General features: G+C 55.9%; 13 protein-coding genes. 4 read left to right on the top strand and 9 right to left on the bottom strand.

The features are described 5' to 3' along the window. Positions 1 to 355 precede the first annotated feature (355 nt). Together COO59_RS18265 and COO59_RS18260 are read left to right on the top strand one after the other, a co-directional pair. A complete protein-coding gene (locus tag COO59_RS18265) occupies positions 356 to 1,693 on the top strand; it encodes an ABC transporter substrate-binding protein (protein WP_103061152.1) in 1,338 nt (445 codons plus the stop codon). A gap of 4 nt (positions 1,694 to 1,697) precedes the next feature. Beyond that, the gene (locus tag COO59_RS18260) at positions 1,698 to 3,068 is read left to right on the top strand and encodes a di-heme oxidoreductase family protein (RefSeq protein ID WP_103061151.1); all 1,371 of its coding nucleotides are present in this window, start codon (positions 1,698 to 1,700) and stop codon (positions 3,066 to 3,068) included. A 222-nt stretch (positions 3,069 to 3,290) separates the two neighbouring features. Here COO59_RS18260 and chaA read toward each other — a convergent pair whose 3' ends face one another. Then, positions 3,291 to 4,388 carry a sodium-potassium/proton antiporter ChaA gene (chaA, locus tag COO59_RS18255; protein WP_103061150.1) on the bottom strand — a complete coding sequence of 366 codons (1,098 nt, stop codon included), beginning with the start codon at positions 4,386 to 4,388 and terminating at the stop codon, positions 3,291 to 3,293. Positions 4,389 to 4,781: 393 nt separating this feature from the next. Between chaA and chaB the strand changes: the two genes are divergently transcribed. Further along, a complete protein-coding gene (chaB, locus tag COO59_RS18250) occupies positions 4,782 to 5,012 on the top strand; it encodes a putative cation transport regulator ChaB (RefSeq protein ID WP_103061149.1) in 231 nt (76 codons plus the stop codon). Positions 5,013 to 5,310: 298 nt separating this feature from the next. Next, on the top strand, positions 5,311 to 5,988 hold the full coding sequence (locus tag COO59_RS18245) for a gamma-glutamylcyclotransferase (RefSeq protein WP_103061148.1): 678 nt from the start codon (positions 5,311 to 5,313) through the stop codon (positions 5,986 to 5,988). Positions 5,989 to 5,998: 10 nt separating this feature from the next. On the opposite strand, the gene COO59_RS18240 is transcribed toward COO59_RS18245, so the two are convergent. From COO59_RS18240 to COO59_RS18205, 8 genes are all read right to left on the bottom strand, one after another. Then, positions 5,999 to 7,417 carry a serine/threonine protein kinase gene (locus tag COO59_RS18240; RefSeq protein WP_103061147.1) on the bottom strand — a complete coding sequence of 473 codons (1,419 nt, stop codon included), beginning with the start codon at positions 7,415 to 7,417 and terminating at the stop codon, positions 5,999 to 6,001. A gap of 54 nt (positions 7,418 to 7,471) precedes the next feature. After that, positions 7,472 to 8,479 carry a hypothetical protein gene (locus tag COO59_RS18235; RefSeq protein WP_103061180.1) on the bottom strand — a complete coding sequence of 336 codons (1,008 nt, stop codon included), beginning with the start codon at positions 8,477 to 8,479 and terminating at the stop codon, positions 7,472 to 7,474. A 107-nt stretch (positions 8,480 to 8,586) separates the two neighbouring features. Further along, positions 8,587 to 9,360 carry a PP2C family protein-serine/threonine phosphatase gene (locus COO59_RS18230; RefSeq protein WP_103061146.1) on the bottom strand — a complete coding sequence of 258 codons (774 nt, stop codon included), beginning with the start codon at positions 9,358 to 9,360 and terminating at the stop codon, positions 8,587 to 8,589. Then, on the bottom strand, positions 9,357 to 10,520 hold the full coding sequence (gene tagH, locus COO59_RS18225) for a type VI secretion system-associated FHA domain protein TagH (RefSeq protein ID WP_103061145.1): 1,164 nt from the start codon (positions 10,518 to 10,520) through the stop codon (positions 9,357 to 9,359). The genes COO59_RS18230 and tagH overlap by 4 nt, the downstream gene beginning before the upstream one ends. 36 nt (positions 10,521 to 10,556) lie before the next feature. Beyond that, positions 10,557 to 11,252 (bottom strand): type VI secretion system-associated protein TagF, encoded by a 696-nt coding sequence (gene tagF / locus COO59_RS18220; protein WP_103061144.1) that lies wholly within the window; start codon positions 11,250 to 11,252, stop codon positions 10,557 to 10,559. Positions 11,253 to 11,262: 10 nt separating this feature from the next. Then, positions 11,263 to 13,377 (bottom strand): type VI secretion system membrane subunit TssM, encoded by a 2,115-nt coding sequence (gene tssM / locus COO59_RS18215; RefSeq protein ID WP_103061143.1) that lies wholly within the window; start codon positions 13,375 to 13,377, stop codon positions 11,263 to 11,265. Then, on the bottom strand, positions 13,377 to 14,597 hold the full coding sequence (gene icmH / locus COO59_RS18210; protein WP_103061142.1) for a type IVB secretion system protein IcmH/DotU: 1,221 nt from the start codon (positions 14,595 to 14,597) through the stop codon (positions 13,377 to 13,379). The genes tssM and icmH overlap by 1 nt, the downstream gene beginning before the upstream one ends. An 85-nt stretch (positions 14,598 to 14,682) precedes the next feature. Beyond that, on the bottom strand, positions 14,683 to 15,138 hold the full coding sequence (locus COO59_RS18205; protein WP_103061179.1) for an SH3 domain-containing protein: 456 nt from the start codon (positions 15,136 to 15,138) through the stop codon (positions 14,683 to 14,685). Between the last annotated feature and the right edge of the window lie 144 nt (positions 15,139 to 15,282).

The following is a 15,282-nucleotide window of genomic DNA, read 5'->3' as shown; positions in this document are numbered from 1 at the left end:
GTATAAAAATACATAACGATGGAAGGGTAAAGAGAGTCTTCTGTAATGTCAACAGGTTATAAATATCTCTGTTAGTTTGTAAAAAGAGGATGCAAACGGTATCCAGGTAAAAGTTCTCTGCGATCTCACTGCATCGGTAACTCCCGTTTTTTATTATGTTTTTGCCTGGGATTACTGTTTTGCAAAAACGAATTTCGTTATATAGTCATATATATTACGATAAATGACAGGGCTCTATTTTCCATAGTGTGAAGTGCTGATTTCTAACCGGTAATATTATTATTGTGAGTGCAGAAATAGTTTATTGACAGGGCCAGGCGGAATTGTGAATTGTTTGTTAAAAGCGAGTACTACTATGCAATATAATAAAACAGGCAAAATATATAACTGGAAATTATTGGGTTTCGTGGCATTCCTGCTGATATTGAATGTTTATCCTCTTGCTCAGGCGAACAATAGTGATGACCGGGTAGTTGTACTGACCAGCTACGCGGAAGAGGTTTCCACTCGCTTTCAGGCGGCGTTTGAACGCGCTTATCCTGGGAAGCGAGTAGAGATTCTGTGGCGTCACGGTGAAGACGCGTACTATCACTTTATCCAGACTGGTGGTGCAGGCATTGATGTCTACTGGACGCCAGCGCCAGGTAATTTTGCCATGCTGCGACGGGACAATCGGCTGGCCAGGCTTGACCTTGAGCGTAAAGCGCTACCGCGTGACATTGGCGGCGTGTTGATTTCCGATCCCGATGATTACTATGCTGCATTTGAACTGGCGGGGTATGGCATCGCCTATAACCCTGACGCCGTAAAGGCGCTGGGTTTGCTGCCTCCCCAAGACTGGGCCGATCTGGCAGCGATCCCCTATGCAAATAAAGTACAAATGCCGATCCCCGGTAGCGTAGGGTTTGCTCCGGTACTGTATGAAGCTATCCTGCAAGGTTACGGTTGGGAAAAAGGTTGGGCGATTCTGTCAGAAATTGCCGGTAACGCGGTCTTTAATCGGACTTCTCTTCCTGACGGTAAAGATCCGGTGGCTACAGGCGAAATCGCTGCGCGTATGACCATGGATTTTTTTGTATCTGTCGCTTCAGGAACGAACGGCAGCGGGAAAATCAGTTTTTCCTATCCTCCCCGGACAGTTTATAACCCGGCTCATATCGCTATCTTCGCCAAAGCACCGCATCCTGAAACCGCCCGCGAATTTGTTAATTTTACCCTCTCTGAAGAGGGGCAAAAATTATTGTTACACCCTGACATTCATCGCCTTCCGGTACGCCCTGCGCTCTACAGAGCGCTTCCCGATCTGGCTGTAAACCCTTTTACCAGGGATAGTTTTGGCTATAACGCCAGTGTTGGGCGCGAGCGACGCGGGCTGGTATCCGCTCTGTTCGATATCACGCTGGTACGTTTTCACCATCGGCAGGTCGCGCTATGGAAAACGTTACATATGGCAGAAAACGCGGGGCTGGGTGCTGAACCCGATGTGCAGCGTGCACGGGAGCTGCTTACCACGCCGTTGCTGAGCGATTCTGAACAGAAGGATAGCGTTTTGCGCCAGACTTTTGCTTTTACTGAAAAAGCGGAGAAGTCAACCTCAGCAACCCGGACACAGATAGAGAATCAATGGATTACTGACCTGACTGCCCGCATGGCTGAAGCGCGTCAGTTGTTAGAACCCTACAAGAACAGGTAATTCCATGAAAAAAAGTGCTTATTTGCTGATTTGCGCACTTGGTGGCAGCGTAGCCCACATCTGTTCTGCAGTTGAAAAGGCGGGAGGAGATTTCACCACGTTCCATCAGGATCGTGCCTCTTATGAAGAGATAGTCTGGGAGAAGATTGCAGCGGCGCAGCAACGTGCTGTTAGTTCCGGACGTGGTTTTGTGCGCCAGACGTGGGTTGTTTCACCTTCCCTGAATCCTGACGTGGCAGGGCTAGGGCCAACCTATAACCGTCCTTCCTGCATTTCCTGTCATCCTCATAACGGGCGCGGGCAGCCTCCTGAACTGTACGGCGAGCCAATGCGCAGTATGTTAGTACGTCTTTCTGTGCCGGGCCTGGATACCTTCGGCGCCCCCCGGCCTGAGCCTCACTATGGCGATCAGTTAAATGAATTCGGCGTACCCGGTGTGCCAGGTGAAGGTGAAGCCCGTATTGAATGGATGAGTCTGAATAAGACATTACCAGATGGAACTATTGTTGAGCTTCGCCATCCGCAGGTCACCTTCCACAAGCTTGCCTGGGGGCCGCTGGATAATGCAGTAATGACATCGCTTCGTGTCGCCAGCGTGCTGTATGGGCTTGGCCTGCTGGAGGCAGTGCCTGAGGCAGAGATCATGGCTATAGCTGATGAACAGCGTCGGGAGGGGCGCGGCGTTGCGGGTACAGCAAACCGCGTATGGGATGTGGCAAAGCAGCGTAGTGTACTGGGGCGATTCGGCTGGAAAGCTAACCAGCCGACCGTTCGCCAGCAGATTGCCGCCGCGCTCCTGGGGGATATGGGCATCACAACACCGCTGTTCCCGGAACCTAACTGCCCGCCTGCCCAGACGGCCTGCATCGCCCAGAAAGCAGATACGCATCCTGAACTGAGTAATGAAACGCTGGATAAAATGGCGCTGTATCATTATATGCTGGCTGTTCCTGCCCGGCGTGATGTTGATACGCCAGTCGTAAAGCATGGCGAGGAACTGTTTACTGAAATTGGCTGCGCAAGTTGCCACCGCTCTTCGTTGAAGACGGGAGATTTTCCGGCGTTTCCCGCGCTGGCAGGGCAGATCATTCATCCTTATACCGATCTGCTGGTGCACGATATGGGGGAAGGGCTGGCTGACGGGCGACCTGACGGAATAGCCAGCGCTCGCCAGTGGCGTACTCCGCCTCTGTGGGGAATGGGGCTACTGGAAAAAATTAACGAGCATACGAGGCTATTGCATGATGGCCGGGCAAGAAATCCTCTGGAAGCTATTTTGTGGCACGATGGTGAAGCGCAGGATGCCCGGATTCGTTTTGAGGATCTCAGCAAAGCGGATCGCGAAGCGGTTATCAGCTTTCTGCTGTCGCTGTAGCTGATACGGCGGACTCGTATAGGCTTTTAGCCTTTTGTCAAACCTCCAGTTAAGCCCCAAAATGCCGGATGTTAAAAAGCCTGACGGAACTTTGCAGCACCATCAGGTTTGCTTAATTCCCTGATTTTTTAAATTTTCATGGCTCCCAGGGACGCCGTGAAACTAAATTTTGCTGTCCGAACCCGGAATCAAACCACCGACACGGGGCCTTTCAGTCCCCGGTTACAGCATAATCGTCATCAGATAGCCAATAAACAACGCCAGATGCGCGGAGCCGTTCAGCACATTGGTGCGGCCGGTAGAAAACGAAATATTACACAGGATCAGCACCGCGCCCATCACCACCATATGCGGCGGCTCCAGGCCGAAAACCAGTTGCTGGCCGGTAAGCGCGGCGATCAGCGTTACCGTTGGCACCGTCAACGAGATAGTCGCCAGCACCGAACCGAAAAACAGATTCATTGCGCGCTGAACCTGATTCGCCAACACCGCCCTGATCGCGCCCAGGCCTTCCGGCGATAAAATCAACAGCGCCACCAGAAAGCCGGTGAACTGCTTAGGCGCATTCAGCTCCGCCAGTAAATGCCCCAGCGGGCCGGCATTCATTTTAGTGACGCTTATCACCGCCACCAGATGAATCAAAAGCCAGAGGGTATGCCACAGGCTGCTGTGCGCTGAAGGTTTACCGTGATGCGGATCGTCATCATCGCCTTCATCTTCGTGCTCATAGATAAACAGGCTCTGATGCGTCTTGGTTTGGATCAGCAGGAAAACGCCATACATGGCGGCAGAAATTGCGGAAATAATCAGTGACTGGGCGGTGGTGAAATTGCCGTTCGGCAACGCGTTGGGAAACACCAGCACCAGGATCGCCAGCGGGAAAATGGCAATCAGATACTGCTTTACCCCGGCGAGATTAACATACTGCGTGGCGAATTTGCGTCCGCCCAACAGCAGCGCAAAACCCACCAGCCCGGCAGTGACAATCATGATGATCGAATAAAGCGTATCGCGCATCAACGCAGGCGCTGCGCCGCCGGTTGCCATCAGCGCAGAGATTAAGCTGACCTCCAGAATCACCACCGACAGGCTCAAAATCAACGAGCCGTAGGGCTCTCCCAGCCGGTGTGCCAGTACATCTGCATGACGTACTACGCTAAACGCGCTACAGAGGATCCCCACCAGCGCTAACAGATTAATAGAGACCACCAGCGGCAACGTATCCGCGCTACCGTACAGCCATAATATAATCAGCGCAGCCAGAGGAAAAAAGAGTGAATATTCGGTATGGCGGGTTTTCTTGCTGTCGTGCGTACCCATAGGCAATATTATTCTCCTGTCTTATCGGTACATCCCTTATTACAGAAACCCAATGGTGAGCCTCTAAAGATTAAGCGCTGTTATGATTTTTACCAGCGCCAATAGTGTAGTGATTCGGAAAAAATGCGCATGCTTTTTTACTTTATTTTACCTGTTGTCATAAATAGCGCTATAACGTTAAATTATCACGACATATTCACTATAATTTGATAAAAAACATTGAATTAAATCAACGAGTATATAATTAAAAAAGAAATTTAACCGTAAAAACCTCCGCCAGAGTAATAGTTATAGCGCTTTTGCGCCGCTAAGCAGTGATAGCGCTTTTTCTTGTACGATTTGCGCAAAAAACAACGCCAGGCCACACTTAATCTGAAGATAACAGGAGGAAATATGCCTTATAAAACGACCGCTTCTCTGCCAGATAACGTTAAGAATGTTTTGCCTGCTCATGCCCAGCAAATTTATCAGGCGGCCTTTAACAGCGCCTGGGATGAATATGAGGATAAAAAGGAACGCCGGGGCGACGAATCGCGTGAGGAAGTCGCACATAAGGTGGCGTGGGCAGCGGTAAAAAGTAAATATGAAAAGGGTGATGACGATAAGTGGCATCCTAAAAAATAAGCTAACCGCCGGGCATGCAGCGTCGCGCGCCCGGCCAATATCCGCTATCAGCCCGCTTCCCATCGTGAGCAGGATCATCTGCTGCAAAAATTCCCCTTAAATCACTCAAGTCTTCTCCTGAGCCGCCGATGCTTTTTATAACAACGCCTTCTTATGTGATCGGCTTCACGCTTGCAGGCGTTTGCGCAAATGAATAAGGTCTTTTAATCTGACGAAACGACAGCAGGGCTGAGGTGATCGGCTGCTGAAAGGTAAGCGGTTCGACAGAGAAAAGGCAGGTAAGACTGAGGAGGTAAGGTTGTTAACACGCGAATTTTTATTAAAAGCAGACTGTAAAACTGCTTTTGGCGAAATTGAAGCGTCGCTGTTATGGACCAGTGAACAGCGCGCGGCATCGCTGGCAGCGACACTGGCCTGTCGGCCCGATAACAGCCCGGTATGGATTTTTGGTTACGGCTCGCTGATGTGGAACCCGGTTTTTGACGCGGAAGAGGTGGCGGCGGCAACGCTGCCGGGCTGGCATCGCGCTTTTTGTCTGCGGTTAACCGCAGGGCGCGGAACGGCGCAGCAGCCCGGACGGATGCTGGCGTTAAAAGAGGGCGGCACGACCAGCGGGCTCGCTTTTCGTCTGCCGGATGACCGCCTGCATGAAGAGCTGGAGCTGTTGTGGAAGCGTGAAATGGTTACCGGTTGCTATTTACCCAGCTGGCGCGAGCTGACGCTGAAGGATGGTCGGCGGGTGACGGCGCTGGTGTTTATTATGGACCCGCGCCATCCCTTATATGAAGCGGATACCTGCGCAAAAACTATCGCGCCGCTGATCGCCTGTGCCAGCGGGCCGCTGGGCACTAACGCACAGTACCTGTTTTCCCTGGCGCAGGAGCTGCACCAGCGCGGTATGGAAGATACCGCGCTGTCCGATCTGGCCAGACAGGTACGAGAACTTCAGATCTCGCATCACAGCTTACAGGGCTAACCTGAGCGGATTATTTACTGCGCGTCGGATTAATAAGCCAGGTTCCGGCGCGATTAATATCCAGCTGCTGACTGTGTACGCCATCCTCTTGCTGTACTTCAATCAGATAATGGCCTGCGGCCAGATTAAGCGCCGCATAGCCGTTATTGCTCGGCTTCACGTCCAGGGTTTCCCCGTTCAGACTGACCGTTTCGTTACTGTGCAGGCGGAGATAAACCGTTGCCATCGTCGGGCCGCTGCCCTGGGGCTGGGGTTGCGCCGCGTCGGTTGTCGCGCTGCTCTCGCTGGCGGTAGTGGTCTGCTTATCGCCGCTGCTGTTCACCAGAACGGTAATAGCAATCACCGCCAGCAACGCGCCGCCGCTCAGCAAGATTAACGGCAGTGAAAGACGACGCGGCGCGCGCGGCGTTAGCGGCTCGGCGCTGGCGGCGCCGTGATTCACCGCCAGCACCACCGGCTCCGGCGTGGCTGCCATTTCCGGCTCTTTTTCCTGGGCTGCGTTCACCGCGCTTACCAGCTGCTGTACATCGCTGACCGGCAGAGAAATAAGCGTCGCCAGTTCATCAATCGTCTGCGGACGATCGGACGGTTTCATCATCAGGGCGCAATCGACGGCGTGCAGCAGCGACAGGGAATAGCCTGCGGGCTGACGCTGCGCCAGCGGCTGATAGTGATCCTCGATACAGCGCACTACGCTGGCTGGCGGCGGGCTGCCGATTATCAGCGTATGCAGCACCGCGCCCAGCGCATAAATATCGGTCCACGGGCCCTGATCGTTATCGGTCTCTTCGCTGTACTGCTCAATAGGCGCGTAGCCAGGCTTCAGCATAATTTCCGTTTCATCGGAAAGGTTGCCGATCTCCTTGCGCGCTGAGCCAAAATCAAGCAGCACCGGCAGCTGATTTTCCTGAATCTGGATATTATCCAGCGCAATATCACGATGCAGATAGCCCGCCTGATGAATGGTGCCAATCGCGCCAAACAGCGGAGGCAGCAGCTGACGTATCCACTCTTCGTTAATGGTATCGGGATGCTGCTGCTGCCACGCCTTTAGCGACATGCCGCTATACCAGAGCGTACCCATATAGGCGGTGCCGTTCTCTTCCCAGAAACGCAGCACATGCAGCAGTCCGGGATGATTAAAGCGCGCCAGCAGACGGGCTTCCTGAATAAAGCTACTCAGCCCGGCGTTAAACAGTTTGCTGAATCGCTCGCTGCGCAGGCCAAGCGAAAGATCGTCATTACGTATCGCCAGCGACGCCGGCATATACTCTTTAATGGCGATGGTTCGTTCCAGCAAATGATCCCACGCGCGGTAGACAATGCCAAAACCGCCGCCGCCAATCACATCCTTGATTTCAAATTCATTGAACCGATGACCTGCCGGGAGGGCGCCAGCCACCGTATTCTGTTCTTCATTTGCCGACATAGTTACCACTCTCTGAGCGTTTACGGCCTGTTTACTGCAGGCACGCGCCTGCGTTTAATTTAAGGTGCGGTATGCGCCAATCGCCGGATCGGCGAGGTCGGGATGCAGCGCATCCACCAGCATAACGGTTATCTTTTGTTTGGCGGGCAACATACCTGACCAGGCTTTACGCACCGCGTTAACGCGCGCTCTGACCGCCGTAAGATCCTGGGCCGCGCCTTTATCCATTTTTACCAGCAGCGTCCCGCTGAATTGCCAGACATGCCGATGGTTATCAAATGGCAGGATGAGCCAGCTCTCTTCTGCACTGGCGTTGGTCACCACCATGCGCTGATTATTGATATTGACCACGCTTAACGTGGCGCTGTCCGGTTTCAGGCCGATCAGCGGGTAGCCCTGCCAGAAATTCACCGCAACCGGCTCGCTTTTGCCGTCGCTGACCAGCGTTAACTCGCTGGCGCCTTCCAGCCAGCCCTCGGTCGAGCAGCTCAGGTTGCGATTATCAGGGATAAACAGCGACTGGCCGTTATCATCCCACCAGGTGCGAAAATGGCAGCCGCCCGGCAGTTCAAAGTGCTGCAGCGGTTCGCTGTTGGCGGGGCGAGAAAGATCGAGCGGAGCGGCATTATTGGCGTTTGCCGTCGCGGTGGCGTCGGCGGTAACGATGGGCCGCCAGTTTTGCGCTTTTACCGCGGTTCCGCTGGCCAGCGCTGCGCCCTGATTATCCATCATCTCCCACGGCAGCTCCTGTAATTTGCCGCACTGATTGGCCAGCAGCGTACCGACGCGGGGCAAAAAGGTGGTTAATACCGTCGAATCTTTGCTTTCGCCGGAAACAATGCGCAGATGCAGCGTATCCTTACACCAGTCCTGCGGCGCATTGCTGGCGACATTATCGATAAAAACCTCCAGCGCCATGCTGGGGGAATAAACGACGCGATAATTTTCTGCGTTGGCGGCAGAAGCCATTAAAAGCGCGATAAAGCCGGGCAGCCAGTATTTTACCGCTTCACGGCCAGCCCGCAGGGCGTTCTGGCAGCGCAGTAACGCGTCCCGCGTCATGGACGGCGCAGAACTCTCTGTCAGGGACGACGTTTTATGCGTCTTTACGATCGGGCTGGACGCCCGGCGCAGGCACTTGGTCAGCAATCTCATAACGCTCCTTGAAATTAATCGCGCGGCGGCAACAGGCGTGCCGAATCAGTCAGTGACTGTAATAATGTCGTCTCCTGCGGCGAACCGACCCAAACGGCGACGGCGCTCAGGTTATCTTTTTTGCGGGCTCTGTCGATGGCCTGCTGCATCAGTGTTAGCCACTCCTCGCAGCTGTTCACCATGCGCAGCGCCTGCTCCATCTCGGCGGTCGCCAGCTGCAGCCAAAAGCCGTCGCTGCACACCAGAAAGGCATCGCCGTCCTCAAGCGTAATCACCTCGCTGTAACTGACCTCGCGCATCGTTTCAGCACCGAGCGCATTATAAAGTAAATTGCTGTTAATGCCGGTATTTTCATAACCTGCATCCTTCATTCGCTGCGCCAGGCTATGGTCGCGCGTCATCTGTTTCAGATAGCCGCGCCGGAAATGATAAATGCGGCTGTCGCCAGCGTGCGCCCACCATGCCAGCTGCTGTGTCCTGTCGATAAACAGCGCGGCGAGGGTCGTGCTCATGCGCTGTAATTTCGGATTTATCTGCTGCGCTTCACGAATGGCGCGATCGCTTTTTTCAATGGCCTGACGGCTTTCCTGAACGGTGAACGCCTGAGACGCCAGCGCATCCAGCAGCGTATCGCAGGCGATGCGCGCCGCCTGTTCGCCGCCGGGCAGGCCAGCCACACCATCACACACCGCAAAGCAGGCGTTTTGTTCGGTCAGCAGATGACCTACCCGATCCTGATTGTTTGTGCGCTCGCCCTGTTGCGAGGTAATGGCAAAGGCGATATTCATTCGTTCTCCATTTGCGTCTGAGAGTCTTTATACTGGTTCACTTCCATATCATAGGCGTGCAAAAAGGCTTCACCGAACAGCGAGTGGAAGTCATCTTCCAGCTCACCGGCGGTGCGCTGGTAGCTGCGCATAAAGTAGTCCCACAGCGCCGCCTTACGATGCGCCGTAAAGCGCATTTTCGGCAGCTGACCATCCTGACGCGCATTATCCTCCAGCCGCTGCGGATTAAACGACTGCAGCATGGCAGCGATAATGGCCCGGATACCGGCAATCATGCCGAGCTGATGCGCCTGTAAATCGACCAGCGCATCGCGTACCGCCTGTTCCGGCTGCATAAAGCCGGGCATCTGGCTCTGATACATCTGCATCAGCACCGTTTTACCCGACGGCAAAATCTTAAACGGATTGTTGGCTTCATTCAGGATCATGGTTATTTCGGCCTTAACTCCGCGCTTGAGTATAGAGCGTGAAGAAAGCAGCGCGACCGTGCCCTGGGAGAACAGGCTCAGCATCCGGCCCGTCATACGCATCTGTTCTTCGGACAACCCTTCCTCGCCGTGGTTATCCAGCCCCATACCGTCCAGCAGCGCCTGAATCAGCCGAGCATCGCTGCAGGGCGCCGCGCTTTCCGCGCGCTCGCTGTGATCGCGCGGCAGCGGATCAATATCCAGCCGGGCGCTGCTGTGCGCGTTTGTACGGCTGGAACCGCTGTCGGCGGCGGGCTCCAGCGTGGTGGTGACCACCGGCGACGCGTCATATTGCGAAATACCCAGCGGATCGTTGGCAAGGGCGTTCTGTTGAAACAGCGAGAGCGGATCAAAGCGGCTGGCCTGATTCTCGCTGGTGGTTTCATGGCGCGGATCGCTCACTTCAATTTGATACTCGCCAATGGTCAGGGTATCGCCGTGCTGCAGCGGAACCTGACTGTCGCGATCCAGCGGGCGTCCGTTTAACACCACGCTGGTTACGCTGCCGCGATTGGTCAATCGACATTCACCCTGCGCGGAAATATGAACCACCGCCTGCAGGCGAGAAATAGCACGCGCTTCATCCGGCAGGATCAAGTCGTTATCCTGACTGCGGCCAATGGTTCCGCCGGGAGGTAAAAAATCGACCGTCTGATGGGGCACGCCTGTCTGTTGCACAATGGTAAATCGCATGATGATTCCTGCATCAAAAAGTCGGGACAAAAGGCACTACTCAAACATCGGTGGATAAAGGCCGTTACGTCCCGGTGGCGCGCCTGCGGCCGGGTTAAACAGCAGGGAAAAAAGCTGCGCATTTAAAATGCCGCTGTGCTTGTGCGTGGCGTGAGGAAATCCGTCGCAGCGGTTGCTCCACCAGTAGCTGATAAAATGTTGCGGGTTAAAGCGGTCGGCGACTTCGCGCCAGCTTAACGTGCAGGGCAGATCCTGATAGCCGATAACGTCCATAATGGCGGATCGCTGCTTTTCCGGCTCCGGCAGCGGGGACAACGCCAGCAGATATTGCTCCAGCGTATCGACCGGCTGCGGCTCGCGCACCGCCTGCAATAAACCGCTGCCCAGCTGACGATACCAGTCGCCGGCGATAATCAGCTGCGCCGGATGCCACTGCTCAGGGGTAAAAGTTTTCACCGCCACCAGCGGCCAGCTGCGGCCAACGCGATCGCGCGAGGGCAGCAGACAGCCCATCTGGATACGTTGAAAGCCGGGCGTAACCGGAATAATAAAGTTCCACACCGGCGCGCGCAGGAAGGCGTCAGCGGTCACCTTTTGCTGGTGCCACTGGGTGATCCCCTGGTGAAACCAGTTGGACCAGCCGGTGACCAGACTATCCGACAGCCGCCGCTGCAGGAAATCGCCGGTAACCGGTAGCTTTCCATACCAGCCGGGGGCTACTCTCTCCGCCATAACCGTTACCTCATTGATGCCGATTGCCCGCTCGCTGCGTTATTCCTGCGGACGCTGTCGCAAACTGCCTGCCGTCCGGCGCCGAATTCGCCAGGCTGGCCGCCAGCTTGCGCATAATTAATGCGTTGTCGCGAGCGAAGGGCGACGACTGAATCTGCCGGTCCAGCAGCTGGCTAAGGTGCCAGTCAAGCTGCTGAAGATCGTGCGTGGTGACGTTCGCCGGCAGGGTACGCTGTAAGTTTTGCATCAACCAGCCGCGCAGGAATTCTCCGTCGTAGTTGCGCGGCTGATAAAGCATTTGATAAGCACGCAGGGCATTACGGCTAAATTCGCTGTCATCGCCTTTATCACTGCCTAAAATCCGCGTAATTTCCTGGGCAACGCGCGGTAACAGCAGCGACTTCAGGGCGTTCTGATACAGCACCCAGGCGGCGTCGCTAATCTGATCGCCGCGATACAGCCCAGCGCGCATGCTGAGCGGCGGGCTATCCAGAGAAAAACTCGCTACCTGCGGCAACTTCACCAGGCCATTCAAATAGGGTAGCAGATCGAAAATGGTGCCGGCGTTTTGCCGGGCAAGTTCCTCGCCCTGATGTGTCAACGGCGGAACGCGCTGCGCAATCTGCTGCAGATAGTGCTGGTTTTGCAGGTAGCTGGTAAACCACAGGCCGCAGGCCAGCAGCAGCCCGGCGGCCATCGCGCCGTAGGCGGTCCAGTGCAGCAGGCGATTACGATCTTCCCAGCGACGATCGCTGCCAGCCAGTCCGCTTTCTTCAAAAATCAGATCGCTAAGCAGATGGCGAATAAAATAGCTTTGCCCTTTATTGCCGGGGATCGGCGCGGCGCGGTTAACGCTATCCCAGGCGGCAATGGAGTGTTCGCCGGTGCGCGGCAGCTGCAGCTTGCGCGTTAGCTGTCCCATAATGCGATCGAACGGCAGACCTTCCTGCGTGCCGCTGGTAAAGAACAGGCCGCGCGGCGACCAGGCGACCGCGCCATCGACGGGAGAAAAAACAATATCCAGATACTCCGCCAGCAGCGGACGCAGCGAGGCGAACTCCTGCGGAAACAGGAAGCAATCGGCGCGCTGTATCAGTTCGTTCTGCTGCTCCATCCGGTGCGCCACATCGCGCTGTAGCTGCTGCTGCAACAGGGTAAACTGCTGTTCAAAGTGGCCGTTGAGCGGATAGCTGCCGTCGCGGTTCGGCTCCCAGGGGAAGGTAAATCCCCAGATACGATCGCGCTGCTGCTTATCCAGCGTCGCGAAATAGTCCATAAAGCCTTTCAGCAAATCGGTTTTCGTCACCATGATATAGACCGGAAAATGGATTCCGGTCTGCTGATGCAGCTCCTGCATACGCTGACGCAGGGCGGTGGCCTGCGCATAACGCGCCTCGGCGGCATCGCTGAGCAGGTCGGCAACGCTGATGGTCATAATCACGCCGTTAATCGGCTGGCGCGCCCGGTAGCGTTTCAGCAGGGCGATAAAAGTTTGCCATTCGCTGGCGTCACGGGCGCGCTGGCTCTCCTGCAGGGTGTAACGTCCTGCGGTATCCAGCAGCACGGCGCGATCGGTAAACCACCAGTCGCAGTGGCGCGTGCCGCCAATGCCGCGCACGGCGCTTTTGCCGAGGCTATCGGTTAAAGGAAACTCCAGCCCGGAGTTCAGCAAGGCGGTGGTCTTACCGGCGCCCGGCGCGCCGACAATCATGTACCACGGCAGCTGATAGAGCCACGGCGCGCTGTAGCGCTGCCAGCGGCTGCCGTGACGTTTCCGGCCAAACTGCGCTTTCTTCAGCAGGGTAATGGCTTCGTTAAAGCGATCGGTGAGCATGCTTTCAGTTGCCTGCTGCTCCGCCGGATCGAGCACCACCTGCTGCTGCAGATTGGTCAGCAGACGATTATTAAACCAGGCGTTATACAGCCGGGGGATCAGCTGCATCAGGATCCAGAAAAAATAGCCGAGCCCAATCACCAGCTGGCGATTAAACACCGGCTCCAGCGGGCGCGAATCGTTAACGATCAACAGCGGGCCGATAATCCAGACCAGACAGGCAAAGGCGCTGATGCCGATAAAGCCCCAGGCCAGGCGACTGGCAAGCAAGGGGGGCCATACTTTCTTCATTACGGCTTCTCCTTTGGCGCAGGGTTCGCCGGGGCTGGCGCGGCGAACAGCGTAATTTCGATACGTCGATTGCGGGCGCGATTCTCTTCGCTGTCGTTCGGCAGCAGCGGCTCGCTATCGCCGCGTCCCTCGGCCTTAACCTGATGGCCGGGCGTCAGCTGCTGATTGAGCAGGGCGCTAATCGCTTTCGCCCGCGCCAGAGAATACTCATAGCTGGACGGGAAGCGGTTATCGCGCGGTGTGCGATTATCGGTATAGGCCGAAACCAGCAGGGTGCCTTTAATATCCTGTACCGCGGCGGCAACGCGCATCAGCAATGCCCGCCCAGAGCTGTTCAGCACGGTCGCGTCCGGTTCGAAAAGTTTAGCGGCGGGCAGAATAATTTTGCTGCCGAAGGGGCCATCGGTGACTTCCAGCTGACCGGCGGCCAGCACATCGCTTAAGCGCTGGCGTAAATTAAGTAATGACTGCGGCGTCGCCGCTCCGCGTGACAACGTCACTTCAGGCAGCGGCGCCTGATAGATGGCGCGCAGCAGCGGCTCAGCCTGGCTGCCCAGCCGCCAGTTAAGCCCGCTATAAATCAGGCTGGCAATTAACGCGGTAATAAGCAAACAGCTCCAGAGCGGCACCGGCGGTCGCCAGAACTGGCTGGTCAGCGGCCTGGCTTCCACCGTCACGCTGGCGGGCGCATCGATGTTCTGGCGAGTTTCGGCAATCAGCTGTCCAAGGCGGGTGCGTAGAGTATCGCGCTGCTGACGGCCATTCTCCATGCCGCGATAGCGGCCTTCATAACCCAGCAGCAGACAATAATGAATCACCTCCAGCAGCGCCAGATGCTGCGTCGGCATTTGCGACAGACGGGAGAGCAGCTGGAAAAACTTTTCGCCGCCCCAGCTTTCGTTATGGAAGGTAACCAGCAGGCCGTTGCCCGACCAGACGCCGCGAATGCCCCACGGGGTTTGCGCCGCCGCTTCGTCCAGCGTGCTGCAAAGACAGTAGCGGGCGCCGATAATGGTTTCAAACGGCAGGCCAGCCTGTTTGCAGCGGTTTTCAAACTGACGCACCTCTTCCACCAGCTGCAGGCGTAACCCGGCCGGATCGTCATGCGTGGCAGCCATACGAATATGCACAATGGTATTCAACAGCGGGGAGGCCGCTGCCAGTAATATATTATCCGTGCTCGTGCTGTGTGCTTCACGGGCAGTATCTACAGGCGTCATTGAATCACATTATTCCAGACCGAAAATATCCCATTTTCAGCAGTAACCGAGAGTTCCTGCCGGGTTATGCGCCGGCAGGCGTAGCTTAATCAAGGATCCAGGTGGCGGTATTGGCTTTGCGGCAGGCTTTACTGGTGCCGCCGACATCGACACACACCTGCTTACTGGCGCGGCGCGGACGCGGGCGATCGTTGCGCAGCGTCTGCTCATAGCGAACGCTGGGCACTCCGGCCTTCATCGGCACATAGCCGATAAGCTGCGTGTCATCCGGCTCGGCGATCGCCAGCCAGTCATTTTCTACCTTGCCAAGCACCTGGAAAGGCTTGCCGTTTTCCAGATAGCGCACCACTTTGCCGCCGTAGTCGGGCGTCGTCATAACCGATGCGTCGTACAGTGCGCGATAGCTCTCATCAACCGGCGTAAACTCGCCGGGCGCACTGACCGCATGACGATGCACCAGCGTCACGCCGTTGACGGTGCTGCTGACCAGCGTGTCGTCATTGACGGGCGGTGCGGGTGGTTTACAGCCAGCAACGGTCATAACAGCGAGTAATGTCAGCGCGAAACGAATTTTCACTTTGATCCTCACGATCTCATCAGATTATCTGGACAAAAGCCAGAGCGTGTAGCGCAGAGACGCGGCGGGCAAGCCTGACGCTTGCCGTTCTGTGACGCGGCTGGCTGG

The organism is Mixta theicola (genome assembly GCF_002895925.1).
In the GTDB taxonomy this organism is placed as follows: Bacteria; Pseudomonadota; Gammaproteobacteria; order Enterobacterales; family Enterobacteriaceae; genus Mixta; species Mixta theicola.
Note: the sequence above shows the minus strand (reverse complement) of the source record. Positions and strands in the feature narration are given on the sequence as shown.

Excerpts from the sequence above, each read along its gene's own strand:
- COO59_RS18265 (WP_103061152.1), top strand. The coding sequence starts at position 356 with ATGCAATATAATAAAACAGGCAAAATATATAACTGGAAATTATTGGGT.
- COO59_RS18260 (WP_103061151.1), top strand. The coding sequence starts at position 1,698 with ATGAAAAAAAGTGCTTATTTGCTGATTTGCGCACTTGGTGGCAGCGTA.
- chaA (WP_103061150.1), bottom strand. The coding sequence starts at position 4,388 with ATGGGTACGCACGACAGCAAGAAAACCCGCCATACCGAATATTCACTC.
- chaB (WP_103061149.1), top strand. The coding sequence starts at position 4,782 with ATGCCTTATAAAACGACCGCTTCTCTGCCAGATAACGTTAAGAATGTT.
- COO59_RS18240 (WP_103061147.1), bottom strand. The coding sequence starts at position 7,417 with ATGTCGGCAAATGAAGAACAGAATACGGTGGCTGGCGCCCTCCCGGCA.
- COO59_RS18235 (WP_103061180.1), bottom strand. The coding sequence starts at position 8,479 with ATGACGCGGGACGCGTTACTGCGCTGCCAGAACGCCCTGCGGGCTGGC.
- COO59_RS18230 (WP_103061146.1), bottom strand. The coding sequence starts at position 9,360 with ATGAATATCGCCTTTGCCATTACCTCGCAACAGGGCGAGCGCACAAAC.
- tagH (WP_103061145.1), bottom strand. The coding sequence starts at position 10,520 with ATGCGATTTACCATTGTGCAACAGACAGGCGTGCCCCATCAGACGGTC.
- tagF (WP_103061144.1), bottom strand. The coding sequence starts at position 11,252 with ATGGCGGAGAGAGTAGCCCCCGGCTGGTATGGAAAGCTACCGGTTACC.
- tssM (WP_103061143.1), bottom strand. The coding sequence starts at position 13,377 with ATGAAGAAAGTATGGCCCCCCTTGCTTGCCAGTCGCCTGGCCTGGGGC.
- icmH (WP_103061142.1), bottom strand. The coding sequence starts at position 14,597 with ATGACGCCTGTAGATACTGCCCGTGAAGCACACAGCACGAGCACGGAT.
- COO59_RS18205 (WP_103061179.1), bottom strand. The coding sequence starts at position 15,138 with ATGACCGTTGCTGGCTGTAAACCACCCGCACCGCCCGTCAATGACGAC.